22 protein-coding genes are annotated in these 23,185 nt (G+C 70.3%); 10 read left to right on the plus strand and 12 right to left on the minus strand.

The annotated features are described in order from the left end of the window. Positions 1-129: 129 nt before the first annotated feature. Positions 130-555: a hypothetical protein gene (locus A6A29_RS19520; protein WP_241838551.1), complete on the plus strand. Its 426-nt coding sequence runs from the start codon at positions 130-132 to the stop codon at positions 553-555. Between the two features lie 58 nt (positions 556-613). Here A6A29_RS19520 and A6A29_RS19525 read toward each other — a convergent pair whose 3' ends face one another. Then, positions 614-976, minus strand: a complete 363-nt coding sequence (locus A6A29_RS19525; RefSeq protein WP_073721429.1) for a hypothetical protein — start codon at positions 974-976, stop codon at positions 614-616. 101 nt (positions 977-1,077) lie between these two features. On the opposite strand from A6A29_RS19525, the gene sigJ reads away from it, so the two are divergent. Further along, positions 1,078-1,974, plus strand: a complete 897-nt coding sequence (sigJ, locus tag A6A29_RS19530; RefSeq protein WP_073721431.1) for an RNA polymerase sigma factor SigJ — start codon at positions 1,078-1,080, stop codon at positions 1,972-1,974. A gap of 103 nt (positions 1,975-2,077) precedes the next feature. On the opposite strand, the gene A6A29_RS19535 is transcribed toward sigJ, so the two are convergent. Continuing rightward, a complete protein-coding gene (locus A6A29_RS19535; RefSeq protein WP_073721787.1) occupies positions 2,078-2,467 on the minus strand; it encodes a winged helix-turn-helix transcriptional regulator in 390 nt (129 codons plus the stop codon). A 123-nt stretch (positions 2,468-2,590) separates the two neighbouring features. Between A6A29_RS19535 and A6A29_RS19540 the strand changes: the two genes are divergently transcribed. Continuing rightward, positions 2,591-3,442, plus strand: coding sequence for an alpha/beta fold hydrolase (locus A6A29_RS19540; protein WP_073721433.1), 852 nt, complete (start codon positions 2,591-2,593; stop codon positions 3,440-3,442). A gap of 514 nt (positions 3,443-3,956) precedes the next feature. Here the strand turns inward: A6A29_RS19540 and A6A29_RS19550 are convergent. The 4 genes from A6A29_RS19550 to A6A29_RS19570 form a co-directional block, all read right to left on the minus strand. Then, positions 3,957-5,276 (minus strand): AMP-binding protein, encoded by a 1,320-nt coding sequence (locus A6A29_RS19550; RefSeq protein ID WP_073721437.1) that lies wholly within the window; start codon positions 5,274-5,276, stop codon positions 3,957-3,959. A gap of 71 nt (positions 5,277-5,347) precedes the next feature. Further along, the gene (locus A6A29_RS19555) at positions 5,348-6,589 is read right to left on the minus strand and encodes a CynX/NimT family MFS transporter (protein WP_073721439.1); all 1,242 of its coding nucleotides are present in this window, start codon (positions 6,587-6,589) and stop codon (positions 5,348-5,350) included. Next, the gene (locus A6A29_RS19560) at positions 6,586-7,296 is read right to left on the minus strand and encodes a FadR/GntR family transcriptional regulator (RefSeq protein WP_073721788.1); all 711 of its coding nucleotides are present in this window, start codon (positions 7,294-7,296) and stop codon (positions 6,586-6,588) included. Before A6A29_RS19560 ends, A6A29_RS19555 begins: the two co-directional genes overlap by 4 nt. Before the next feature lie 309 nt (positions 7,297-7,605). Continuing rightward, the gene (locus A6A29_RS19570; protein WP_073721441.1) at positions 7,606-8,061 is read right to left on the minus strand and encodes an SRPBCC family protein; all 456 of its coding nucleotides are present in this window, start codon (positions 8,059-8,061) and stop codon (positions 7,606-7,608) included. 597 nt (positions 8,062-8,658) lie between these two features. On the opposite strand from A6A29_RS19570, the gene A6A29_RS19575 reads away from it, so the two are divergent. Together A6A29_RS19575 and A6A29_RS19580 are read left to right on the plus strand one after the other, a co-directional pair. Further along, positions 8,659-9,573 carry an AurF N-oxygenase family protein gene (locus A6A29_RS19575; RefSeq protein WP_073721443.1) on the plus strand — a complete coding sequence of 305 codons (915 nt, stop codon included), beginning with the start codon at positions 8,659-8,661 and terminating at the stop codon, positions 9,571-9,573. A gap of 32 nt (positions 9,574-9,605) precedes the next feature. After that, positions 9,606-11,258 carry an FAD-dependent oxidoreductase gene (locus tag A6A29_RS19580; RefSeq protein ID WP_073721445.1) on the plus strand — a complete coding sequence of 551 codons (1,653 nt, stop codon included), beginning with the start codon at positions 9,606-9,608 and terminating at the stop codon, positions 11,256-11,258. A gap of 389 nt (positions 11,259-11,647) precedes the next feature. Here the strand turns inward: A6A29_RS19580 and A6A29_RS19585 are convergent, their stop codons facing one another. Further along, a complete protein-coding gene (locus A6A29_RS19585) occupies positions 11,648-12,877 on the minus strand; it encodes a PQQ-binding-like beta-propeller repeat protein (RefSeq protein WP_073721447.1) in 1,230 nt (409 codons plus the stop codon). 402 nt (positions 12,878-13,279) lie between these two features. Then, positions 13,280-14,182 carry a LysR family transcriptional regulator gene (locus tag A6A29_RS19590; protein ID WP_073721449.1) on the minus strand — a complete coding sequence of 301 codons (903 nt, stop codon included), beginning with the start codon at positions 14,180-14,182 and terminating at the stop codon, positions 13,280-13,282. 268 nt (positions 14,183-14,450) lie between these two features. Here A6A29_RS19590 and A6A29_RS19595 point away from each other — a divergent pair, with 268 nt between their 5' ends. Then, the gene (locus A6A29_RS19595) at positions 14,451-15,575 is read left to right on the plus strand and encodes a M20/M25/M40 family metallo-hydrolase (RefSeq protein WP_073721789.1); all 1,125 of its coding nucleotides are present in this window, start codon (positions 14,451-14,453) and stop codon (positions 15,573-15,575) included. 67 nt (positions 15,576-15,642) lie between these two features. After that, on the plus strand, positions 15,643-16,140 hold the full coding sequence (locus tag A6A29_RS19600) for a hypothetical protein (protein WP_073721451.1): 498 nt from the start codon (positions 15,643-15,645) through the stop codon (positions 16,138-16,140). A gap of 120 nt (positions 16,141-16,260) precedes the next feature. Here the strand turns inward: A6A29_RS19600 and A6A29_RS19605 are convergent, their stop codons facing one another. The 3 genes from A6A29_RS19605 to A6A29_RS19615 all read right to left on the minus strand — a co-directional run bounded on the left by A6A29_RS19605 (position 16,261) and on the right by A6A29_RS19615 (position 17,470). Next, positions 16,261-16,632 (minus strand): hypothetical protein, encoded by a 372-nt coding sequence (locus A6A29_RS19605; protein WP_073721453.1) that lies wholly within the window; start codon positions 16,630-16,632, stop codon positions 16,261-16,263. 122 nt (positions 16,633-16,754) lie between these two features. Beyond that, on the minus strand, positions 16,755-17,198 hold the full coding sequence (locus tag A6A29_RS19610; protein WP_198953107.1) for a GNAT family N-acetyltransferase: 444 nt from the start codon (positions 17,196-17,198) through the stop codon (positions 16,755-16,757). Between the two features lie 89 nt (positions 17,199-17,287). Continuing rightward, the gene (locus A6A29_RS19615; RefSeq protein WP_073721455.1) at positions 17,288-17,470 is read right to left on the minus strand and encodes a hypothetical protein; all 183 of its coding nucleotides are present in this window, start codon (positions 17,468-17,470) and stop codon (positions 17,288-17,290) included. A 252-nt stretch (positions 17,471-17,722) separates the two neighbouring features. Here A6A29_RS19615 and A6A29_RS19620 point away from each other — a divergent pair, with 252 nt between their 5' ends. Then, entirely contained in the window at positions 17,723-18,706 is a 984-nt protein-coding gene (locus A6A29_RS19620; RefSeq protein ID WP_143197010.1) for a hypothetical protein, read from the plus strand. 25 nt (positions 18,707-18,731) lie between these two features. Here the strand turns inward: A6A29_RS19620 and A6A29_RS19625 are convergent, their stop codons facing one another. After that, the gene (locus A6A29_RS19625) at positions 18,732-21,674 is read right to left on the minus strand and encodes a hypothetical protein (RefSeq protein ID WP_073721458.1); all 2,943 of its coding nucleotides are present in this window, start codon (positions 21,672-21,674) and stop codon (positions 18,732-18,734) included. A gap of 401 nt (positions 21,675-22,075) precedes the next feature. Between A6A29_RS19625 and A6A29_RS19630 the strand changes: the two genes are divergently transcribed. Together A6A29_RS19630 and A6A29_RS19635 are read left to right on the plus strand one after the other, a co-directional pair. Continuing rightward, the gene (locus tag A6A29_RS19630) at positions 22,076-22,624 is read left to right on the plus strand and encodes an FABP family protein (RefSeq protein WP_073721459.1); all 549 of its coding nucleotides are present in this window, start codon (positions 22,076-22,078) and stop codon (positions 22,622-22,624) included. Positions 22,625-22,752: 128 nt separating this feature from the next. Further along, positions 22,753-23,154, plus strand: a complete 402-nt coding sequence (locus tag A6A29_RS19635) for a VOC family protein (protein ID WP_073721460.1) — start codon at positions 22,753-22,755, stop codon at positions 23,152-23,154. Positions 23,155-23,185 lie beyond the last annotated feature (31 nt).

Genomic DNA, 23,185 nt, shown 5'->3' on the forward strand with positions numbered 1-23,185 from the left:
CACCGCGGCGCAACGCTGACCCGCGCACCCGCTGAGTACCGGGGCGCGGCCCCCGGCCGCCGACTGCCGGGGGCCGCACTCATTCCAGCGCCGGACGGCCCGAAGATGTCACCCTCGTGAGAGCCGGGCATGCTCGGTGCGTCGCTCGGGCGTGGTGGTGAGACATTGGTGGGCGTGATCGAATCCTGGGTGCTCAGCGACGCCACTGCACCGATGTCGCCCGGGGCGGTGGTGGCGACGCTCCGGACGAGGATCGGCGGCGGGCAGTGCGAGACATGGCTGACCAGTTCGTCCGGGCGGTCCTTGGCCATCGTGTCCAACACCGAACGCGCGATGGTGATGTTGCTCGACGGTGCGGGTGACCCCGGCGAGCATGCTGTGGACCCGGGTGCCGAGGGCCGCAGCGGGGGTTTCGTTCTGGCGAACGGCCAGAGCGATGAGTATCCGGACGAGGACACGGTGCCCCTCGCGGAGGCATTCAGGATCGTCGCGCACATTTTTGCCGCCGGTTCTCCGCCCGCGGATGCGGCCTGGGCCGTCGACCGTGCCTCTTGATGCCGCCCGATCAGCCGGACAGGCTCCGGCTGATCCGTGCAGGCGTTGGTGTCCGACCTCAGCGCCGCGCCAGCGCCAGCACGCTCAGTCCGAACATCAGGACGCCCAGGGGGAGATGGACCGACGGTATGTGCGCGATACCGACCGCGACCTGGACCGAGGCGAGGACAAGGAAGCCGGATGCGTACCAGATGGGCCGGGGCGAGCCGCCGCCCGGCTTCCACGCCAGCACCGCCGCGAGCACGTACAACATCGACGCCCCGTACATCACGCGGGCTCCGGCGCTGTGCAGCGTCTCTCCGTAGGACGAGGTCAGCAGTAGTCCGGCGGAGACCGCTTGAAGGAAGATGGTCAGGGTCTGCAGGATGATCGTGATCCGCAGAAACGAGAAGCGGCGTTGTGCCGTCGCCTGGGTTGCCATGCCGCGGTCCCCTTTTCTGCCCGGGGGCAGTAGATCGATAAGGTCTCACCAGCCCGACGACGCGGGCCTGCGAAAGGTAAGGCGAGGAGGTGATCGGGAGTATGGGGACAGCTGGGGCGAGCACCGATGGGATAGCCGGCGAGCGGCGCCAACTGATCAATGTCGCCTACCGGTTGCTCGGTTCACTGGCCGAGTCCGAGGACGCCGTGCAGGAGGCATACGCGCGCTGGTACGCGTTGCCGCGCAGTCGGCAGGACGTGGTCGTTTCCCCCGGTGCCTGGCTGACCACGGTGACCGGACGTATCTGTCTGGACGTGCTCGGCTCGGCGCGGGCCCGGCGTGAACGCTATGTCGGGGCGTGGCTGCCCGATCCGCTGCCCGATCACGCCGAGTGGGACCACGGCCATGGCACCGACCCCGCCGACCAGTTGGTCCTGGACGAATCGGTGACCATGGCCTTCCTCGTCGTCCTGGAGTCGATGACACCCGCCGAGCGGGTGGCGTTCGTCCTGCACGATGTCTTCCGGTACCCGTTCGCCGAGATCGCCGACGTCCTCGGCCGGACCCCTGCGGCCTGCAAGCAGCTCGCGGCCTCCGCCCGGCGCCGGGTACGTGTCGAGCGAACTCCGGCGGTGGCGGCCGGGCAGGCCGACACGGTGCGGCAGGTCAAAGAGGCATGGGAGACCAAGGACATCGCGGCCCTCGTCGACCTCCTCGACCCGGCCGCCGTGATGACCGCCGACGGCGGCGGCATGGTCGGTACCGTCCTACGTCCGATCGAAGGCGGTGCGCGCATCGCCCAGTACATGGTCGCCATCGCCGACAAGGCTCCGGGGCTCGAACTCCTGGAGCGGTCGGTCAACGGTGTGCCGGGCCTGGTGGCCCAGCGTGCCGGAGCCGTCATGACCGTGGCCTCGTTCGAGGTCGCCGACGGCCGGGTCACCCGGATCTGGGCGGTCCGCAATCCGGAGAAGCTGGGGCCGTGGGTGCGGGACTAAAGCGTGTATCGAAAGCGGATGTTGAGCGATGAATGATGAGGCGACCGTCCTCGTTGCCACCATCGACGATTGGCTGTGACCGTCGCTCTTCCTGGCAGGGAAGTCAGGCCCCGGCGAGCCGGTTACTGCGGTCGATCTCGGCCATGTGTGTCTCGGCCCAGACCCGCAGGGCGGAGAGCGGCCTTTCGAGGGACAGGCCGAGCTCGGTGAGCCGATAGTGGACGGCGGGCGGCACTGTGGGTTCCACGCGACGCGCGACCAGGCCATCACGGACCAGGCTCTGCAGCGTGACAGACAGCATCTTCTGCGAGATGCCCGGAATGCGACGCCGAAGTTCTGCGAACCGGAGTTCGCCGGGATCCGTCTCGGCCAACACCTTGACCACCATCGACGTCCACTTGGTACCGATACGGTCGAGCAACTGGCGGGTCGGGCAGCGCGGGTCCAGCAGATCGCCGCGCTCACCCGGCCGCCGACCGGGTTCGCCGGGCATGGACGTGGTCACCCGGGGCTCACCACCTGAGGGGAAAGTGCCGTCTTGGAAGGACCAGGCTAGTTCCCTAGCGTGACCTTGTCACCAGCCCTCACCAGCCCTCACCAGCCCTGGAGCCCCTCCGTGCCCGAACTGCGACGTGTCCCTGTCAATGGGATCGAACTCAACGTTGCCCTCGCCGGATCCGGCCCGGCCGTCTTGCTGCTGCACGGCTTTCCGCACACCTGGGAGCTATGGACGGACATCATGGCCGACCTGTCCGACCGCTACCGTGTCATCGCGCCGGACCTGCGCGGATTCGGCGCGAGCAGCCCGGCCGCCTCCGGGTATGACGCCGGCACCCTGGCCGAGGATGCCGCAGCGCTTCTCACCGAACTCGGCGTGTCCTCGGCCGCCGTAGTGGGTATCGACGCGGGTACCCCAGCGGCCTTCCTCCTCGCCCTGCGTCACCCCGGTCTCGTCCGACGCCTGGTCCTCATGGAGTCCGTGCTGGGCGGGCTGCCCGGCGCCGAGGACTTTCTTGCCGGCGGCCCGCCGTGGTGGTTCGGCTTCCATACCGCCGCGCCCGGCCTCGCCGAGACCGTGCTGGTAGGCCACGAGGCCGCCTACATCGACTGGTTCCTGCACACCGGCACGCTCGGCGACGGAGTGCCCCCTGCCATCCGGGACGCCTTTGTCCACGCATACACGGGCAGCCACGCCTTGAGCCGCGCGTTCTCGTACTACCGGGCTCTGCCCGAAAGCGCACTGCAGATCTCGCAGGCCGTCACCACCGCCCGTCTGACGGTGCCAACACTGGCGCTGGGCGCACACCCTGTCGGCGCCGCGCTGGAACGCCAACTCCGCCCCCTCACCGACGACCTCACCGGACACGTCATCGAGGACTGTGGCCACATCATTCCTCTGCACCGACCACACGCCCTGCTCATGCTGTTGAATCCGTTCCTGGCCAGTGAGGACGCGATTGCAGCGTGACCCGGACAGCCGCCGACATTCGACAGCACACGCCCGTCCGCGCTTGCGAAGCAGCTGAGCCGCAGGAAGGCCTCGGGGCGAAACCTGGCTGACAGCTCGTCCCACTCCCCGAGGCGCCGGACGTTCCCGGCGGCACGGTCGAGGGCGTCCTCCGTCGGCACGACGACCGCGAGCAGGTAGGCGCGGGCGCTGTTGCCGTACAGGAAGATCTGCCGGACGGCCGGACTGCCGCTGAAGAGCGCCTCCAGGCGGGAGACGGTGACGAATTCGCCCTGGGACAGCTTGAGGACGTTGGAGCGGCGGTCGACGTACCTCAGTTCGCCGGGGCCGACGCGGGCCATGATGTCGCCCGTACGGTAGAAGCCGTCCTCGTCGAAGACCTCGGTGGTGGCGTACGGGCGCCGGAAGTAACCGGGGACGAGCCGGTCCGACTTGATCAGCAGCTCGCCCCTGGGGTACGGCGAGTCGGTGCCGAAGTATCCCAGCTCGGGTACGTCGGCCAGCTTGTGGTCGGTCACCGGCGGGCGCAGCACCGGCCGTCGAGGGAGACGATCCCGCCTTCCGTCGACCCGTAGCCGTCGAGCAGCCTGACGTGGAGGCAGTCCTCGACGAATGCCGTCGTCCCGGCGCTCGGCGGGGCCGAGGCGCTGACGGCCCACAGGAGGCGGCCGCCCATGACCTTCTCCCGCAGCTCCTCCATGACCTGCTCCGCCGGCCCGGCCGCACCGCCACCCGTCCCGGTCCGGCGGGACAGCTCGGCGCGGTAGTGCTGGAAGAACATGTCGGAGATGCGGGGAACCACGAGGAACTCGGTGGGACGGACCAGGGAGAGGTCCTCGAGGAGCGTCGACAGATCGCTGGACGCCGCGAAGCAGGCGAGGCCTCCCTTGGCGAGCGTGCCGAACAACATGCCCCTGCCCATCATGTGGCTCAGGGGCAGGTAGTTCAGCGTGATGGCGGGCCGAACCCCTTGACCGGGTACGAAGTCGACCCAGAACTGCCTGACCAGACGCTCGGTGTACATGGCGCCCTTGGGGAGGCCGGTACTGCCCGAGGTGTAGATCAGTGCGCTGAGCGCGTCGGCCGCCGACCCGTCGGGGACCTGCGGGAGCGACGGCAGCGTCCTTCCCCGGTCGATGACCGACGCCAGCGTGTCCAGCGCCACGCTCCGGTCCCGCGCCGCGAGCCGGGCGCGCGAGGCATCCCATTCCTCCTGGTGGGTGGTGACTTCGGCGCGGTGGTCCATCACGATGATCCTGCCCAGTGAGTGGGCGTTCGCCGCCAACTCGACCGCGACCTCCAGGTGGTCGATGTGCACCACGAGCAGGCGCGGTCCGGTCTGCTCGACCATGGGGGCCAGGTGTTCCGCCGAGGCACCGGCCTGGAGCGGAACGGACACCGCGCCGGAGCGGACGCAGGCCAGATCCACCACGGTTTCTTCGGCGCTCGTGGGACCGAGGACGACGGTGAAGTCGCCCGGTTCCAGCGCGTGTTCGGGGTGGTGGCGCCACTCGGAGGCCACAGCGTCGACCCGTTCCCGGAGTTCGCCGTAGGTGAGTGTGTCGAACCGCTCCAGGAGGCGCAGCGTGGTGCGGCGCGTGTCCGGGTCGGTGACCGGCTCCGTGGCACGCTCGCCGAGGGCGGGGCGGTCCGCGTACCCCTCCATCACCATGGCCACCAGGGCGGCGAGCGGCAGTCCGGGCCGCCCGATCGCCTCGGTGACGGTGTCCAGGGGCGCGGTGTCACGGAACTGGGCGTCGGTCGCGTACAGATGGGCGCTTCGTCGGTCGGTACGTGCGTCGAACTCGTCGGTTAAGAGCCGGCAGCGGGACACGTGTGATCTCCTTCGCGGCCGTGCAAACGTGTTCATGCGGGCGGTGTTGCTGTGCGGGCAGGGCGGTCGTGTCAGCGGGAGGGCTGATGTATGTGGCGGTCCTGTCCCGCACCGTGTCCGGCGACCGCCGTGGCGATGCCGAGGACGGCCAGGACGGTGAGCGGAAGTTTCCAGCTGTGCGTGGTGTCGTGCAGGATGCCCAGGAGGAGCGGCCCGGTCGCCGCCACGAGGTAGCCGATGGACTGTGCCATGCCCGCCAGTGCGGCGGCTTCGCCGGAGCTGCCGGCGCGCTGGCTCTGGAAGGTCAGCGCGAGGACGAGGCACGCGCCGCCGCCGAGTCCGAGCAGGGTGCATGCCAGGACGGACAGCGCGGGGGCGGCGACCAGTACGGTGAAGCCACCTGCCACGAGGAACGAGGCCCCGGCCGCGGTCCAGCGCTGGTCGTGCCGGCCCCGGGTGAGCAGGGGCAGGAGGCTGCTGGCCGCCAGGGCCACCACCTGGTAGTAGAAGAGCATCCATCCGGCCGTGGTGCTGCTCGTGCCGCGGTCGATCAGGATGCTGGGCAGCCACGCGACGGCGGTGTAGAAGGCCAGGGACTGCAGGCCCATGAAGAAGGTGACCTGCCAGGCGAGCCGCGACCGCCACGGTACCGGGCTGTGGGCCGCGCCGGTGGACTCCGGTGGCTTGTCACCCCGTATCCGGGGCAGCCAGGCGAGGAACGCCGCGACGGTGAAGGCGAGGCCCCAGGCCAGCGCGGTGCGCCAGGAACCCGGCACGGTGTGGGCCAGCGGTGCGGAGATCCCGGAGGAGACCGCGGCCATGAGCCCCATGACGGTCACGTAGAGAGCGCTGACGGCCTGGATGCGGTGTGCGGGCACGCTCCGCCTGATCAGAGCGGGCAGCAGTACGTTGCCGAACGCGATGGCCGCGGAAAGGATCACCGTTCCGGCGAACAGGCAGATGACGGAGGGAAGGGAGCGGATCACCGTTCCGACGGCCAGCACACCGAGCGCCGCCACCAGCAGGCGTGCGCTGCCCCACCGGTGGGAGGCGCGGGCGACCAGGGGCGACGTCGCGGCGAACGTCAGCAGCGGCAAGGTGCTCAGCAGCCCGCCCCAGCTCGACGTCAGGCCGCTGCCGTGCTCGATCTCCGGCAGCAGTGCGCCGACACCGGTGAGGGTGGTGCGCAGGTTCGCCGCCACGAGGCAGATGGCGACGACGAGCCCGACCGACACGGCGTGCCGGGCGGGATCGGCGGTGGGTGATCCGGAGGCGGAGTGCTGACGGGAGATCGAAGGCGGGCGCGAACTCACAGGTCCTCCGCCGCTCGTGGCGTCCTGGTCTCGTGGTCGCGGGTGAGCTGGACGATCGCGGCTGCCGCGTCGCGGGCGCCGCCCTGGTCCCGGGCCTCGATCGCGTCCACGAGCCGCCGGTGCATACGGGCGTGCTCCTCGGCGTGGACGGCGTCCCACGGCAGACCCCCCAGGGACGAGGTGAGCGCCGTACCGAGGTAGTCGTACACCTCGATCAGCAGGTCGTTCCCGCTCGCCCGGACCACGGCCCGGTGGAACAGCGCGTCGACGCCCGTGGCCGCGGACGTGTCCTCACCGGCGCAGGCCGCGTCGGCATCGGCCAGCAGCTCCTGCAACTGCTGCAACTGGCTCTCGCTGCGGCGCAGGGCCGCGGCTCCCGAGGCGTACTCCTCCAGAACGGTCCGCAGCTCCAGCACGTTGTCCCGCTGCGCGGAACTCGCCCGCCGCACCATGACCGACTGGAGCTCACTGGAGGCGCGGACATAGGTGCCGTCCCCGGCCCGGGGCTCCAACAGGCCCAGGTGCACCAGCGCACCGATCGCTTCCCGCAGCGTGCTGCGTCCGACCCCGAGCTCCTCGATGAGGGCCTGTTCCGGCGGGATCCGCGTCCCCACCGGCCACCCGCCCGACTCGATGTGCGAGCGGAGACTGTCCACGAGCTGAGCGGACAGGCTGGCCGTCCGCCGCGGTGCACTGATGCGTTTCATGGAGACACCGTACACAAACATCAGACATTTGAACATCACAGGGTGTGGGTGGCTACGCACACGGCGCCTGCCCTTGCTGGAAGCGCGTCTCGCGTCCGTTCAGCGGGCTCATGCCGCTGGCCGGAGCCTCCGCGGCGAGGGCCGGATCCACGAAGCGCAGGCCGGCGTGGACACGGCGGCCTGCGTCGACCAGTTACTCGGGTGGGGAGTCCTTCACTACGTATCCCGCCGCGCCCCTGGACATCGGCCGCGAGGGTGCCTTGGGGAATCCGGTGTCATCAATGAGTTCGTACCGTCGGTGGGTCGTCGTCACGCGGCGTCGGCGTCGTCTTCGGCACGCGACTCGACGACCTCGGCGAGCCGGCGCAGCATCGCGCGGTGCCGTATCTGCAGCAGGGCGTCCACGGCAGCGTTGTGCAGTTGGCCGCCGACTCCTTGCAGGGGGTGCTCATCCACCAGTACGAGGGTGTCATCGTCCCACGGCCGGATGTCGAAGGCGATCCGGGCCGTGCCCAACGGCCCGCTGTGCGCCTCCAGTTCCAGGGCCCTGGGGGGATCCAGCAGACGGACCACGGTCCGCCCGTGGAACTCTCTCCGGCCCAGCCGCACCGCGTACTCGATCGAGGATCCGACCTCCGGCCAGATTCCGTCCGCCGCACGCGAGGAATCGGTGCCGACGACCCAGTCGCCGTAGCGTGACGGGTCCCGCAGCACTGCCCAGAGCTGGTGGGGCGGGCTGTGGATGAGGCGATGCCGTATCGCCATGAACGCCTCCCGCGTGGGTTGCCTTCCGCACGGTACGTAGCCCTGTCGGCGTCCGGCCTCGGGGATTCCGCGCCTCACTGCATCGTAAAGGGCCCGAGCCCGCGGCTCATGTGGATCACTGCCCAGGGCTCGTTGCCGGCCCTGGGCAGCGATCATCGATTGCGGTGCCCGGCCGACGAAGGTCAGGGGGCGGGCCGTGACCGAAATCGGCGAACCGCTGCGCAGCCTCCGTCCGGAACGCGGTCCGAACCGTCTCGCCCCCGCCTTGACCAGCCGCATCCGGCTGTCCGTCTCAGCAACTCCGTTGACGGGCAAGCATGTTCGCCCGGGCGGGCCGTCGGCGATGTCCGCCCGCCCGGCATGGGTCCCGGTGGCGCCCGGACCGTGCCGTCGGGTCGTGCGGGGCTCGTACAGATTCTTGGCGCGGGGGTAGGCCCGTGCGGCACTCTTGCTATACCTTGCGTCTAATAAGCTTGCTAGACGCGGTGTCTAACAAGCGTGGCGGCGCTCGGCGGCCATCGATCTCATCGGACGCGCACGCGATGGGACACCGGTCGGGCAGCGTCGGGTCGATCTCTCGATTCAAGGAGCCGCACCATGGCAAGCAGCACCGTTCGGCCGGAGGACCAGGGCCGCCCCGCCGAGCAGGACGTCGCCCGACGGCTGCTCGAATCGGCTGCCAAGCTGTCGTACGACCCGGCCACGGAAGTGGACTGGGAGACCCCGCTCAACAAGGACGACCACGGCGCGAGCCCCGAGTGGAGCACGCTCTACGGCACCGCCTACTGGGCGGAGTTGACCGACGCGCAGCGCAAGGCGCTGACCCGTCAGGAAGCGGCGTCCGTCGCCAGTACGGGCATCTGGTTCGAGATGATCCTCCAGCAGATGGTGCTGCGCGACATGTACGCCAAGGACCCGACCGACCCCCGGTTCCAGTGGGCGCTCACCGAGGTCGCCGACGAGTGCCGGCACTCGATCATGTTCGCCAGGGGTGCGGCGAAGCTGGGCGCCCCCGCCTACCGGCCGCACCGGGCGGTGGTGGAGCTGGGGCGGGCGTTCAAGACCCTGGCCTTCGGCGAGGCCGTGTACGCGGCGATCCTCGTCGCCGAGGAAGTGCTCGACGTGATGCAGCGTGACTGGATGAGGGACGACCGGGTCGCGCCCTTCGTGCGCACCATCAACAACATCCATGTGGTGGAGGAGTCGCGGCACATGAAGTTCGCCCGTGACGAGACCCGCAAGCGGCTGCGCGACGCGGGCGCGGTGCGCCGGCAGATCAACGCGTTCGTGGTGGCGATCGCCTCGTACTACATCGTCACCAGCATGGTGAACCGCGACGTCTATGCGAACGCGGGCCTCGACAGCAAGCGGGCCCGCGCCGAGGCCAGGGCCAACGAGCACCACAAGTCCCTGATGAGGTCCAGCTGTTCGGGTCTGATGGAGTTCCTGGCCTCGGCCCGGCTGTTGACGAAACCGGCCCTGTTCTTCTACAAGCGCGCCGCGCTGATCTGACCTGATCCGAGCCGACGACCCGAGCTGACGAGATGACCTACGCCATCACCCAGACCTGCTGCAACGACGCCACCTGCGTCGCCGTATGCCCCGTCAACTGCATTCATCCGACCCCCGAGGAACGGGCGTTCGGCAGCACCGAGATGCTCTACGTCGACCCGGCGACGTGCATCGACTGCGGTGCCTGCGCCGATGCCTGTCCGGTCGACGCCATCTTTCCCGTGGACAGCCTCTTCGGTGCGCAGAAGCAGTACGCCGCGATCAACGCCGCCTACTTCGCGGACAAGGAACCCGAGCCGGCCCCCGCCGGACCGAACTTCCATGCCTGGGGCGAGCCGTCCTTCGCGCGCGGCCTGCCGTCCGATTTCGCGCCGATCCGCGTGGCGGTCGTTGGTACCGGACCGGCCGGCATGTACGCCGCCGAGGATCTCCTCCTGCACACCAACGCCCAGGTGACGCTGGTCGACCGGCTGCCGGTGGCGGGCGGTCTCGTCCGCTACGGCGTGGCGCCCGACCACCCCGCGACGAAGAAGGTCGGCGAGACCTTCGCACGCTTCCACTCCCATCCCCGTGTACGGATGCATCTGGGCGTCGAGGTCGGCAAGGACATCACCGCCCAGGAACTCGCCGCGCACCACGACGCGGTGATCTACGCGGTCGGTGCCTCGACCGACCGCCGGCTCGGCATCCCCGGCGAGGATCTGCCCGGCAGTGGCTCGGCCACCTCGTTCGTGTCCTGGTACAACGCCCACCCGGAGGTCGCGCCTGAGTCCGTGGGCCTCTCCGCGGAACGGGTCGTCGTCGTGGGCAACGGCAATGTCGCTCTCGATGTCGCGCGCATCCTCGTCACAGATCCGGCCACGCTGGCCGGTACCGATATCGCCGATCACGCCCTCGCGGCACTGCGGGACTCGACGGTGCGTGAGGTGGTCCTGCTGGGCCGACGGGGCCCCGAGCACGCGGCCTGTACCGCCTCCGAACTGCTCGCCCTCGGGCATCTGCCCGGCGTGGAACTCGTTGTGGACGACCACGATCCCCGGACCGGGGCGGCGATCGACAACGCGGCGCCGGGCGAGAAGGCGGCCCTGCTGCGGGACGTGCCCCGCCGGACGCCGGACTGGTCGCGTCCGCCGGCTCCGGGCCGGCGCATCGTCTTCCGCTTCCACTCCGCTCCCGTGGAGGTGCTCGGTGACGACAGCGTCGCAGGCGTGCGCGTGACGGACGGTCCCGGCGAACAGGACATCCCGGCGGGCCTGCTGCTGCGGGCGGTCGGCTACCGCGGCATGCCGGTTCCGGGCCTCCCCTTCGACGAGTCGGGCGGGACCGTACCGCACGAGGGCGGCCGGGTGACGGGCATGCCCGGGACGTACGTCGTCGGCTGGATCAAGCGCGGCCCCTCGGGCGGCATCGGAGCCAACCGCACCTGCGCGGCCGAGACCGTCGGCACGCTGCTGGCCGACGCGATCGCGGGCGCCCTGGCCTCCCCGGTCCACCCGCCCAAGGCGTTCCACCGTCTCGCCCGGAGCCGCGGGCGTGACGTCGTGGACGCCCGGGGGCTGGCCGCCATCGACCGGGCGGAGCGGGCACGCGGCCGTGAGCACGGCCGCCCGCGGGTCAAGCTCGGCACGGTGCCCGCACTGGTCGCGGCGGCGAAGGGCGGCCGCCGCTGGAGAACGCCGCGCTGAACGGGACATCCCGCAGGGTTGCAGCGCCCGCCCGGGTGCTGCGGCCGCAGGTGCGGACGGTCCGGGCGCGGACGGCCCCGCTGCGGACCGCACCGGTGCGGAGGGCTCCCGGCGCGGGCGGTGCCGGTGCGGAAGCCCGTGGGAGCACCTGAAACAGCCGAGGCCCCATGGGCGAACCACGGGGCCTCGGTGATGCGTGCGGGCGGGGGAACATACCCGCACCAACTCGGGTCATGGGTCTTGTACCCACTGATCGCCGGTTCGCACCTGGAGGCTTCCCCGGCCCGCCGCGTGGACACCACGCCGATCTCGTGGAGAACCGTGCCTGTGCGCGTGTACGTCATCGATGGCAGGTTCGACACGAAGGTGATCGTGCCGGACGGCGGCCTTCACACGGCGGGCAGGGCGTAGAGCCGCTTCCCGTGCATCACGGCCAGCCGGTCGCCCGCCGCCGCCACGTACCACTGCTGGATGTCACCGGACTTGTCGTTGTACGTCCAGCGCAGCTTCCCGGTCGCCGCGTCGAAGGCGTGCACACCGCCGTCCTTGTCGAACTCGGTCGCGCCGTACAGGGTGCCGCCCACCTTGGCGAACTGCCATGCCTGCGTGGCCGACTCCAGCAGGTCCTCGTTGTGCCAGATCCGCCTGCCCGTGCCGGGGTCCACCGCCCACATGCCGCGCACACTGTCGGAGACGTAGAGCACCCCGTCCAGGACATGCGGGTCGTTGAACGTGCTGAACTCCTCCGTCCGGAGCGACCAGCGGTCCTTGCCCCCGGCCAGTGAGAGTGCCCGCAGCCGCCGCCCGTCCGCCACGATCACCAGATCCTTGTGCACCGCGAAGTGACGGCGGTTGGACCGGCTGATCTTCTTCGTCCACACCTGCCTGCCCGTCGCCGTGTCACGGACGGTCACGTTCTCGCGGTAGTCCGTGTAGATGAGGTGCCCGTCGACGACCGAGGCGGTGATGCCGTACTCCTCGGTCCCCGCGTCGCGCTGCTCGCGCCAGGCGATCCTGCCGGACGTGGTGTCGATCGCGGCGATCACGTTGTTCGGGGTGGAGAAGTCCTTCTCCAGGATGCCGGCGAGGACGTACACATGCCGGTCGTCGGCCGCGATCGGGCGCGGCAGCTGATACTTCTCGCCCAGGCGGCTGCGCCAGGTCTCCTTGCCCGTGGCCGGGTCCAGACCCACCACATCACCGTCGTACTCGGCGCTGGTGAGATAGAGCGTTCCACCGCCGATGACGAGTTCGGCTCCGGGAGTGGTGACCCCGGCGCGCGACCACTTCTGTTTGCCGCCGGCCATGTCCCGTCCCACCAGCGGGTCGCCCGCCACCAGAACCAGGTCACCGGTCACCGCGAGCGCGTCGATGCCGGACAGGTTGCTGTTCGCCGCGTCGGCCCGCCACAGCGGCTCGGGCGCGGTGCCCGGCGGTGGGGTGGTGAAACCGTCGCCGTTCTTGTCCCCGCCCGGTGCGGCACTGCCGCCCGGCACATCCACTTTCTTCTCGGGACCGCACCCCACGACCCCGGCCCCGAACGCGACCAGCCCCAGCCCTGTCCCCGCCAGCCCGAGTATCCGCCTGCGCGACACCGCGTGCCCGTCACGTCTGCCCACGTCTGTTCCTGCTTCCCGTTCATCTGTTCCGACGCCCCGGGGACACCCCGAGCGCCGTCAGGCTAACGTCGAATTTCGGCCGAACACCAGATGGCACACAACCGGGACACGGCCGTGAAGGTCCCGTCACAGGTGGCCCGTGCCCACGCCCACGCCTCGCGCGGTGGCCGATCCGGGTCGCGCCCCTCGGGGCCTGCCTTTTGCGGGAGCATCGGGGGAAAGCGGCCTCCTGTCGCTCCGCGGGCCGCCGACCGTACTACGGCTGGTCGAGGGGCGCCCTCTGCGACCGGGCGCGCGGTATCAGGCGCGCACCGACACGCAGGGACACATACGGGCGCGTACGGGCACGTACGGGCGCGCGTCGATCCGCACCCGGCTCCGTGGACAGGCGTGGACGAGGACCTACGTATCCCACTGATCGCGGTCGACGGCAGCACGCAGCAGGTCCCGCAGTTCCAGGGCGGCCGGCAGCGGCGCCGAGGGCAGAGCCACATACAGAGTCCGGCGCAGAGCCGGATCGGTGAGGCGGCACACGGCCAGCGTCCCGGGGACCGCCCGAGCGGCCAGCGAGGGAACGAGCGCCACCCCCAGTCCCGCGGCCACGTAACCGAACTTGCCCGTCCACTCCGCGATCCTGATGATCTTCCTTGGGCTGAATCCCGCCCGCACACAGGCGTCGGCGAGCATCGTCGGGCGGTCACCGTAAGCGCTCTGGAGCCAGGCCTCGTCGCGCAGTTCACGCAGGTCGATCCGGCCGGCACCGGCCAACCGGTGCCCTCGCGGAAGCGCGACGCACAACTCGTCCTCGCACAGCACGGTCGTCGTGACACCGTCGGCCTGCGGCAGGCCGGACGGGTAGTCGCTGACGACGGCGAGGTCCAGCGCCCCGTCCGAGAGCCGCCGCATCAGGGTGTCGGTCGGGCCTTCGGCCGCGACCACCTCGACCTCCGGCCTGGCGTCCCGCAGTGCCCGCAGAGCGCCGGGCATCAAGGAGATGTTCGCGGTGGCGAATGCTCCGACGTGCAGAAGTCCACCGAGGCCGGCCTGCAGCACGGCGAGCTCCCGCTCCGCCCGCGCCAGCCGGTCCAGCACCTCCAGGGCGTGCCGGTGCAGCGTGCGACCGGCCGGATTGAGCCGTACGCCGCGAGGCAGTCGGTCGAACAGGGCCCCGCCCGCCCGCTGTTCCAGCGCGGCGATCCGCCGGGACACCGCGGACTGCGTGTAGCTGAGCCGGACCGCCGCTTCCGTGAACGAACCGCTCTCCGCCACGGTCACGAACAGCCGCAGCGCATCGTTCTCGAACACTCTCTTACCGCCCTCCGGTTGCCTTCGCCGACCGCACCATCCTCCCTCAACACATTCCTCAAACGCATGGCTTCCATGCAAACCAGTCGCTGGTGGAATGCCGGGTCCCGTCCTAGCGTCGTTTCACGCGGCGGTGCTCCGGAACGGAATCGAGCTCCGCCGCTCCATCAGAGGCCCATGAGATCCGAGGGGGACGTGCGGTGTTACGACGGAAAGCGACGACGGGGTGGAACCGGTGACCGGGAAGCACGACCTCGACCTGCAGGCGATGCTGGCCGACCTCAAGGAGCTCGTGGTCTGCGAGTCCTACTCGGCCGACCTGGGTGCGGTGGCGCGCAGCGCCGAGGTGGTCGGTGCCCTCGGGGCGAGGCTGCTGGGGGTCGCGCCGGAGACGATCGTGATCGGGGGAGTGACTCATCTGCGCTGGAGCTTCGGCACGCCACGGGTCCTGTTGGTGGGGCACCACGACACGGTGTGGCCCATCGGCTCACTCGAAACCCACCCCTGGTCGGTGGCCGGTGGGAGGGCTCGCGGTCCCGGAGTTCTGGATATGAAGGCCGGTCTGGTGCAGATGTTCCACGCACTGGCTTCCCTGCCTTCCCCGGAGGGCGTGTGCGTGCTGGTCAACGGGGACGAGGAGGTCGGCTCCACCACCTCCCGGCAGCTGATCGAGCGATCCGCGCGAGGATGCGCGGCGGCGTTCGTGCTGGAGGCGGCCGCCGACGAGGAGGGCGCGCTCAAGACCGCCCGCAAAGGCACGTCGCGATACGAGGTCGTGGTGCACGGCCGGGCCGCGCACTCGGGCCAGGAACCGGAGAAGGGGGTCAACGCCACGGTCGAGATCGCTCACCAGGTGCTGGCCATCGCCGGCTTCGGAGCCTCGTCGGCCGCTTCCGGAGCCTCGTCGGCCGCCTCCGGTGCGGACGGTGAACCCCTGGGTGCCGCGACCGTCACCCCCACCCTGATGTCGTCCGGAAGCGCGCGCAACACCGTGCCCGCGCTGGCGCGGCTGGCGCTCGACGTACGAGCGCCCACCACCGCGGAGCAGGACCGGATCGACGCGCTGGTACGAGGGCTCGGCGCGCGGACACCCGGAGCCAGGGTGGAGGTGCTGGGCGGCAGGCAACGTCCGCCCATGGGACCGGAGTCCTCCGCCGCCCTGTTCGCCCTCGCTTCCGGGATCGCCGACGAACTGGGTCAGGAACCGTTGCGCGGGCGCGCCGTCGGCGGCGCCTCCGACGCCAACTACACCGCGGCGGTCGGCTGTCCGACGCTGGACGGCCTGGGCGCTGTGGGCGCCGGCGCGCACGCGGACTCCGAGTACGTCGATGTCACGCGGATGGTTCCCCGGACCCGTCTGCTCGCCGAACTCGTCGCGCGGACCAGGCAATGACCCGGTGGCCCCCGCGCACCGACAAGGAGCCCTCACCCCACATGACCTACCAGGAAGACGATTCAGCATGCGACCAGGCGTGAACAGGGCGGGTTTCGGCGAGGCGCGGGGCAACTATGCCGTCGCGGGACTGGGGGGAGGGCTTGCCCAGCTCGGTCGACGGCTCCTCCTGGGGCTGTGCCTGGCGCTCCTCGTCTCCCTCGTGTACATCAGGCCCACGGCGGCGTTCACCAAGGGCGCCATCACGATCTCCGTGGCGCTGGTCGCGATCGGGCTCAGATGGGCATGGGGCCGCGCCTCCGCCAGATTCGGGCTCAGGAGGTGCTACCTCTTCAGGGACGGCCTGGTCATCACCGGTCTGTTCGGACAGCCGCGGAGTGCGGTCCCGTGGGCCGAGGTGATGGGGATACAGATGATGACCTCCCAGTCCCTCTTCATGGCCTTCTACCGGTTCGAGATCACACGGCGCGGTTCCCGGCCCGTCGCCTTTCTGGCCCTGGGCTTCCAGCCGCCCCTGGTGGAGCCGCTGTTGAGCCAGGCGGCGGAGAACGGCGTGAGCCACTGACCCTGCCGAGGTCATCGCGGCGGCAACAGAACGTGCCCGGCCCACGGAGGGGGTGAGCCGGGCCGGACCGCCGGTCGAGCCGGGCCCGGTACACCCGACGGATCCCGACGACCGCGGGGGTCAGACGATCTCGCCGGCGCAGGACCCGTGGGCGCCGCAGTCGTAGCACGTGTACCGCATGCATCCGGTGCACAGCCCGATGTTCTCCAGCCGGTATCTGTCGCCGCAGCTATCGCAGTTGGCCCGCTCACGCAGCATGGCTTCCCAGCCGTCCTTGCCACCGAGGGAGTGGTACGAGGCGGCGGCGAACTCCGCCCACGCGATGTCATGGTCGGTCCAGTGCCGGAGATGCCAGGAGTACATCGCGAAGAACGCCTTGCCGGTCACCAGCTGGTCGGTGCCACGGCCTTCGTGGATCCACATCTCGACGGCCTGCCGGATCCGCTCATGGAAAGGAAGTTCCCGGTCGAGAATCACGTGGTTGCTCTTCACCGCTGAATTATGCGGTGGGACAGGCTCTCGTGGACAGTCACGGACGTCGGGCCGCCGAACGATGCGGGCCGCCCCCGACGACTGCCGGAGCCCGACGTCCACCAGCCCTCAGGGCGACGTGCTCAGCGTCCCGGACGGAACATGACGATCAGGACGTGCCCGGTCTCCTCGTCCACGCGGCGTTCGCGCTCCTCGAAGCCCATGAGCCCGTAGAAGCCGCGGGCCCCGGGATTCGCCTCGAACACCTCCAGCAGCAGATCGCCGCGCAGCGTCGCGGCATGTTCCACCAGCGCCCGCCCGATTCCCCGCCCCTGAGCCCGGGGCGCGACGAACAGCCCACCGATCTCGCTGCCGATCAGGCCCAGGAGGCCAACGGCGACACCGTCCTCGTCCGCGACCCAGTTCTCGGCCTCGCGCAGATAGACCTCCCGGACCTTGCGGGCTCGTTCACCCTCGCCCTCACCCTCGACGAACGGGTGGGCCAGCTTCGAGGCACTCGACCACAGCGCCATCACCTCGGCCTCGTCGGAGGTCTGGTAACGCCGGACGAGAGGCTTTGTCTCCATCTCGCGGACGCTATGCGGAACCTCCGGTTCGATCAAGCGACTTTCGACTCGGCCGGGCTCCGCCGTCCTGCCCGCACCCGGTCCGCGTCTCAGCGGCCGAGCCGTGTCCAGTACGTACAGCCTGCCGCGGTCGCTCCGCCCAGACACATGATCCAGCGCAGCGCGGCCAGCGAGACCGACAGACGCAGATGCGCGCCCGCGCCGACCTCCAGCCCCCTGCCGTCCAGGCTCAGATGCCAACCCCCGCGACCCGTACGGCGATTCCCCGTCATGGTGACTCCTCCGGTTGCTCGCGCCGGGTCCGTCTCCGCGGATCACCGGCGTCCTCTCCTTGCGACGACTCCATGGGAGAACACGGTCGGGCCGGAGACCAGCCGGGCGAACGGACGAAGACGAATCCGAACCGGCAGGGTGTTCGGCCGAAACGCCATTCGTTCGGTGGTTTTCGCTGGAACACCCGGAAGCCCCGCGCGCAGCCGACTAGCGTGACGGAACGTGCCGGAACGAACACAAGGAGCCCGACGTTGGGTGCTGTCCCCGAAGAGCCCGGAGAAGAGGTGGTGGACGCTGCCGAGCCCTCGGCCGACGCCCTGGCCGTTGCCTACGACAAGGCACTGCGGGTGTTCGCCCATCGGTTGCGCGCGGTGCACCTGGATTCCGGTACACCTCCTTTGCGGCAGATCTCGCGAGGTGCCAGGCGGGAGGTCCCGTTGTCTCCGGCCGCGGTCTCCGAGGCACTGAACGGCAAACGGCTGCCCTCGCAGCAGTTCACGCTGGAACTCGTGCGGCTGCTCGCTCCCGGCGATCACGCCAAGATGGAGGAGTTCCGGAAGCTGTGGCGCAGCGCCCGTGAAGCGCAGATCGCCGCCAGGGCGGCGGCCAGAGCGCGTCAGAAGCGAGCAGGCTCCGGCCCGCTGCCGGACCGCGCACGCACCGCCCCGCAGAACGCGGAAGAGAGCTACGCGGAGGCGGAGCGGCTGCGCCAGGAGGCCGCCGCGGTGCCGGCGGAGGCTTCCTGGCGCGAGGTGACGGCCGTGCGGGAGGGGGCCGAACGACCGCTCCGGGCATCCAGCGTCACGACGCCCGTGCCCCCGGCAGCCACCGGGTCGGCCCGGGCCATCGTGGCGGCGGCCCGTGAGGAAGCGAAGGCGATCCTCACCGAAGCGGCCCGGCAGGCCGACCGGGTATGGGAGGCCCTGGCGAGCCAGTCACTGACGATGCGGCGCGAGATCGAGCAGTCGATCCGACGGCGTGAGGAAGTCCAGCTGGAGATCGCCCGTGTGCAGGACGTGCTGGAAGCGCTGGACTCCTTCCACGAATCTGCGGTACACGACACCTCCGGGCCTCGGTCGTCGGGCCGGGCCCATGACGCGCCGTGGAGCACGGCTGTCACCAGAGGCGTGGCATGGCCCTGGCCCGATGCCGACGCACCCGACGTCACCACCCGTATCAGGCTGAACATCCCGGGCTCGGCGCCACGTCCACCCCAGCAGCCTCCACAAGGCTGACCCCGGCACCACCCCGACGTACGGTTCAGCCGCTGAGCTCGACCAGTTGCACGCCGCTGTACGCCGCAACCCCGTCACGTGTGACAACGGCGCGGACCGTCGCCCAGCCGCTCGTACCGCCGGGGTTCGGTGCGAGCCACACGCTGCCGTCGGCGTCGGTGTCCAGGTGCGCGACCGGTTGGCCGTCGAGTTCCCAGGCGATGTCCGCACCGGTCAGGTCGATCGGTGTGCCGTCCCACGCCGCGAGCTCCAGGGCCGCACGGGTGGTGCCGCCCGCGGGGAGTTCGGCAGGTGTGGCGGTGAGCCGCAGGTCGGCGTGGACCGTGTCGGACCGGTATCCCGCCAGATCCGCCGGGTACCACGCGAGTTCGGGAACGAACCGGCCGTTCTTCCAGCGCGCGAGGTAACCGGGCCGGTGGTGCACGTCGTTGATCAGCGCGTACGTCGGCGTTCCCTGCTCGCTCGCGACGAAGCCGTGCGGGGCCACCGTCACGGTGCCGAGCGTGCCGGGCAGCGGCAGCGCGCGGGGCTGGAGGTCATGGCTGGCGATGATCTCCACGCCCCCCTCGAACGCGGTCCGGGACACCTTCAGATCCTCGGTGAGGTAGCGGAACGCCGTCATCGCCCGTCCGAAGTACCTCCCGGCGACCCGCCGTTGGACCAGCGACAGCCCCTTGAGCATCTCGAATCCGCGTCCCGCCCTGAAGTCCCTCTCCATGTGCTGTGCCTGATAGTGCATGTTGAGGCCGAAGGCGAGCGCCCAGCTGAGGTTCTCGGTGGTGTCGACGCCGCGGTCGAGGTTGTGCGGGTAGAACGCGATCTTGTCGTGCATGACGGCTGTGCCCAGCGGCCATTGCTGAACCACGACGCCGTTGCGGTTGGGCCCGTCGTACGTTGCGGCCCGTTCGCCCTGCATGGTGTTGAGGTAGAAGCCGAGGCTCGACGTCAGGTTCTGGAAGAGCCGGTCACCGCCCACCCCCTCGGTGCCGATCGGCAGGATCGCGGCCGACTGCGCGGTCTGCTCCACTATCTCCTCGCAGTACGCGTACGGCGGCGCGCAGAAGTCCGCCGAGTAGTCGTACTCCCGGCGTGCGATCTCGTCCTGGAACATCATGTCCAGGCCGTACCTGTCGCGGAACGTGCGGAGCTGGTCGAGGATCAGCGCCCGGGGCGCCTTGCGCCAGCCGCCGATGAGGTACCCGAGGTTGTCGGTGTGCGTCTTGGTGACCAGTTTGCCGCGTCCGTCCCGGATCCCGATCCGCTCGACGCCGCCGAGAGTGGCCACCGCCCGGCTGTCCGGGTGCCACCACGTCGGGTTGGTGTACGCGCTGGCGTAGTGCCCGCGGTCGTGGATGGTGTCGATGAGCCGCTGGAACTCCGCCGGCCCGCCGAGGTAGTCGAAGGTGAGGAAGTCCGGGTAGTGGTGGTCATGCTGACCGTCCGAGTAGTAGCTGGCGAGCTCGACGCTGTACGGCCCGCCGGGCACCGCCCGCAGGTACGCGAACGCCACTTCCGGCCGGCCCGTGGCCGAGGTGCCGCCGGTCGGTTGCCAGAGGTCCACTTTGAGGTGCACCGAGTCGGCCAGCCCCGCTCGCAGTTGCGGTTCGAGCTTGTCGGAGAGCCCGCGCCAGGTGTTCATCCGGTTGTCCGCCCGGTACGCCGCGAACAGGTCGAACGCGGTGCCGCCCGCCGCCAGCCTGGTCGCGGGGAGCGCCTCGGACGTGCCGGGCGCGATCCAGGCGTCCACGCGGTGCATCAGCCCGGTCAGGGATTCGGCGCGGGCGCGGGCACCCACGAAGCCGAACTGGGTCGGGCGGAAGGGCTTCACGTTCGCGGGCTGAACGGAGTACACGCCGAGCGCGGAGTCGTCCTCCTCGAACAGGATCAGGTCGTGGGTCGCGGTCGGCATGCCGTAGTTGGCGTAGAAGCCGCCGGCGAGCACCGACCGGGTGTGGGCGAGCCCGCCCCACTTCGGCGCGATGCCGAGCATGGTGCCTTCGGCGGGGATGACCCGGTAGGCCACCTCGGGGCAGGCGACCCGCAGGATCGGCCGGGACCAGAGGTTCCGGACGGCGGTCGGGCGCAGTTCGAGGTGTCCCGCACGCAGCCGCACCGCCACGTCCGCGGCGAAGAACCCGGGCACGGTCAGGCTGACCGTGGCCTCATCGGCGGTGACCCGGGCGACTTCGGCCGTGGCCTCGTCGGAGAAGACGCCGGTGCCGTTGTCGTAGTACACGGCGAGCGGCAGCACACCGGGGGACTGGACCCGGCCGCCGGTCGTCCAGTCGAGCAGCCGGCCGTGAGGGTCGATGAGGACCCGGTCGGCGCCGCTGGTCAGTTCCAGCGCACCGGCCCGGCTCCAGGTATCCACCGGCCCGCCGTCGCCGACCACCTCGATGGAGTCCACATCGACCACGAACGGGTCGGGCGACTGCTTGTCGTCGGGAAAGAACACGAGCACGAGCCGGCGCAGCGGGTAGGTGAGCCGTCCGTCGGCCTTCCCGCTCCAGGTCATCCGCGACAGCCGCTGCGGCTCGAACGTGACCCGGGTCCGCCCGTCGAATCCGGCCGGGTCGACCCGGCTCGCGAGCGTGCCCCACTCCTCGTTGTCCTGGTCGAAGAGCTTCAGCCAGAGGTTGCCCTTCTTCGGCGTCACCCCGGTGAGCCACACCGACACCCGGCTGAGGTGCGGGATGTACGGGCTCGGGAACGCCACCGAGAACTCGCTGTACGCGTCGGTCATGGTGACCCGCGTCCCTCCGGCCGTGCCGGTGGCCGCGAGCGTCGTCCGGTACAGCGTGGCCGGCGGCACATCGTGCGCCACGCCGTCGAGGACGAGGCGCACCGTCGCGGCGCTGTCGGCGCTGTCGGGGGTGACCGGCGCGGCAGAGGCGACGGCGGGTGCGATGGCGATGGTGGCGGGCACGGACGCGGCGGCGGTTCCGGCAAGGAAGGTGCGGCGCTTCATGGGTACGCTCCGGCGGCGGCTCGATGGATGGCGGCGTGTGCACCGTATGGTCTCGCCCATAACGCGTCAAGGCTCTTGTCGCTGTGGGTATTTGGGATATTTCTTTGCGCGTCAAGCCTCTCCCGCTGCGGTCGTCGGGTTGATCATTTGACGCGTCAAATCCGTGCACGAGCTGGTGAAGCTGACGCGGTCTCCCTCGCCCAACCCCTCCCATCAGGGGAAATCCCTTGGCGACGGTCGGCTGTCGAGCCCATGGCGCGATGACCCTGTTCGCGTGTCCGAAGCAGGGGCGGTGCGCATCGCGGAGGAGTTCAGTGCATCATTCGCGTGGTACTCGGCGGCATGACCCCGAGGCAGCCCTTAGGCTGCCACCGGCACCGAACCCCGACCCAGGAGCGCGCATGTCCGACCCCGTTCGCCGGCACCCGTATCCGGACACCTCTCGCCCCGACGAAGCACCTGCGCCGCACCCGCTGCTCGCGCCGCTGATCGGATTCCTGGGCACCTGGACCGGCCGGGGCCGCGGCGAGTACCCGACGCTCGCCGAGAAGTTCGCTTACGCGCAGGAGGTCACGTTCAGCCACGACGGGCGGCCCTTCCTCCGCTACGAGGCGCGAGCCTGGCTGATCGACGCGGACGGCACCCCGCTGCGGCCCTCGGCCCGTGAGAGCGGCTGGTGGCGTATGCAGCCCGACGGGCGGGTGGAGGCATTGATCACCCAGCCCACCGGTATCGCGGAGATCTCGGTCGGCCGGGCGGACGACGGCGCCCTCGACCTCACCACCCAACAGGTCGCTCTCGCTCCGACCGCCAAGGAGGTCGACGCCACCCGCCGCCGCTACACCCTGACCGACGAGAACACGCTCACCTTCGTCCACGATCTCGCCGCGGTCGGTCAGCCCCTCCAGCACCACCTCTCGGCCCGGCTCCGACGCGAGGGCAGCGGCTGAGGGCCGCACCCCTACCCGGCGCCGTGCCGGCTGTCGCGTCCTGGACACGGCGGGGAGGGGACCGTGTCGTATCAGCCGGAAGCCGGGTCGGCCGGAGTGGGCGGTCGCACCCTGGGTATCCGGAAAATATGACTGTCGAAAAGACGAGTGTCCTGGTTCTGGACTGTGCCGAACCCCTGGAACTGGCCGAGTTCTATTCCGGCCTACTCAGCGCGGAGACCCGCATCGGGAGCGATCCCGACTTCGTGGAAGTGGTCGGGAACAACGGCGTGCATCTCGCCGTCCGCCGCGACCACGGCTATGCGCCGCCGAGCTGGCCACGCCCGGAGGACGCCCAACAGGCCCATCTGCGCATCCTGGTGGGCCGGGGCGACATGGATGAAGCGGAGCGCGAGGCGATCGGTCTGGGCGCCAGGCCGGTCGACACGAAGGACAACGGCGGCCCGCGCGATGTCAGGGTCTACACGGACCCCGCCGGGCACTCGTTCTCCCTCGCCGTGTACCCGGTCTCCCTGTCCTCGCACACCTGAGGGACAGCGCGTCGACGCCGTGGAGACACTG

The sequence above is a fragment of the Streptomyces sp. TSRI0281 genome (assembly GCF_001905125.1).
GTDB lineage: Bacteria > Actinomycetota > Actinomycetes > Streptomycetales > Streptomycetaceae > Streptomyces.

Bases quoted from the DNA above. Each gene is read 5' to 3' on its own strand.
- A6A29_RS19610 (WP_198953107.1), bottom strand. From the start codon at position 17,198: ATGGAGACAAAGCCTCTCGTCCGGCGTTACCAGACCTCCGACGAGGCC.
- A6A29_RS19570 (WP_073721441.1), bottom strand. From the start codon at position 8,061: ATGGCGATACGGCATCGCCTCATCCACAGCCCGCCCCACCAGCTCTGG.
- A6A29_RS19600 (WP_073721451.1), top strand. From the start codon at position 15,643: ATGCGACCAGGCGTGAACAGGGCGGGTTTCGGCGAGGCGCGGGGCAAC.
- A6A29_RS19595 (WP_073721789.1), top strand. From the start codon at position 14,451: ATGCTGGCCGACCTCAAGGAGCTCGTGGTCTGCGAGTCCTACTCGGCC.
- A6A29_RS19575 (WP_073721443.1), top strand. From the start codon at position 8,659: ATGGCAAGCAGCACCGTTCGGCCGGAGGACCAGGGCCGCCCCGCCGAG.
- A6A29_RS19525 (WP_073721429.1), bottom strand. From the start codon at position 976: ATGGCAACCCAGGCGACGGCACAACGCCGCTTCTCGTTTCTGCGGATC.
- A6A29_RS19580 (WP_073721445.1), top strand. From the start codon at position 9,606: ATGACCTACGCCATCACCCAGACCTGCTGCAACGACGCCACCTGCGTC.
- A6A29_RS19625 (WP_073721458.1), bottom strand. From the start codon at position 21,674: ATGAAGCGCCGCACCTTCCTTGCCGGAACCGCCGCCGCGTCCGTGCCC.
- sigJ (WP_073721431.1), top strand. From the start codon at position 1,078: ATGGGGACAGCTGGGGCGAGCACCGATGGGATAGCCGGCGAGCGGCGC.
- A6A29_RS19635 (WP_073721460.1), top strand. From the start codon at position 22,753: ATGACTGTCGAAAAGACGAGTGTCCTGGTTCTGGACTGTGCCGAACCC.
- A6A29_RS19615 (WP_073721455.1), bottom strand. From the start codon at position 17,470: ATGACGGGGAATCGCCGTACGGGTCGCGGGGGTTGGCATCTGAGCCTG.
- A6A29_RS19535 (WP_073721787.1), bottom strand. From the start codon at position 2,467: ATGCCCGGCGAACCCGGTCGGCGGCCGGGTGAGCGCGGCGATCTGCTG.
- A6A29_RS19560 (WP_073721788.1), bottom strand. From the start codon at position 7,296: ATGAAACGCATCAGTGCACCGCGGCGGACGGCCAGCCTGTCCGCTCAG.
- A6A29_RS19630 (WP_073721459.1), top strand. From the start codon at position 22,076: ATGTCCGACCCCGTTCGCCGGCACCCGTATCCGGACACCTCTCGCCCC.
- A6A29_RS19520 (WP_241838551.1), top strand. From the start codon at position 130: ATGCTCGGTGCGTCGCTCGGGCGTGGTGGTGAGACATTGGTGGGCGTG.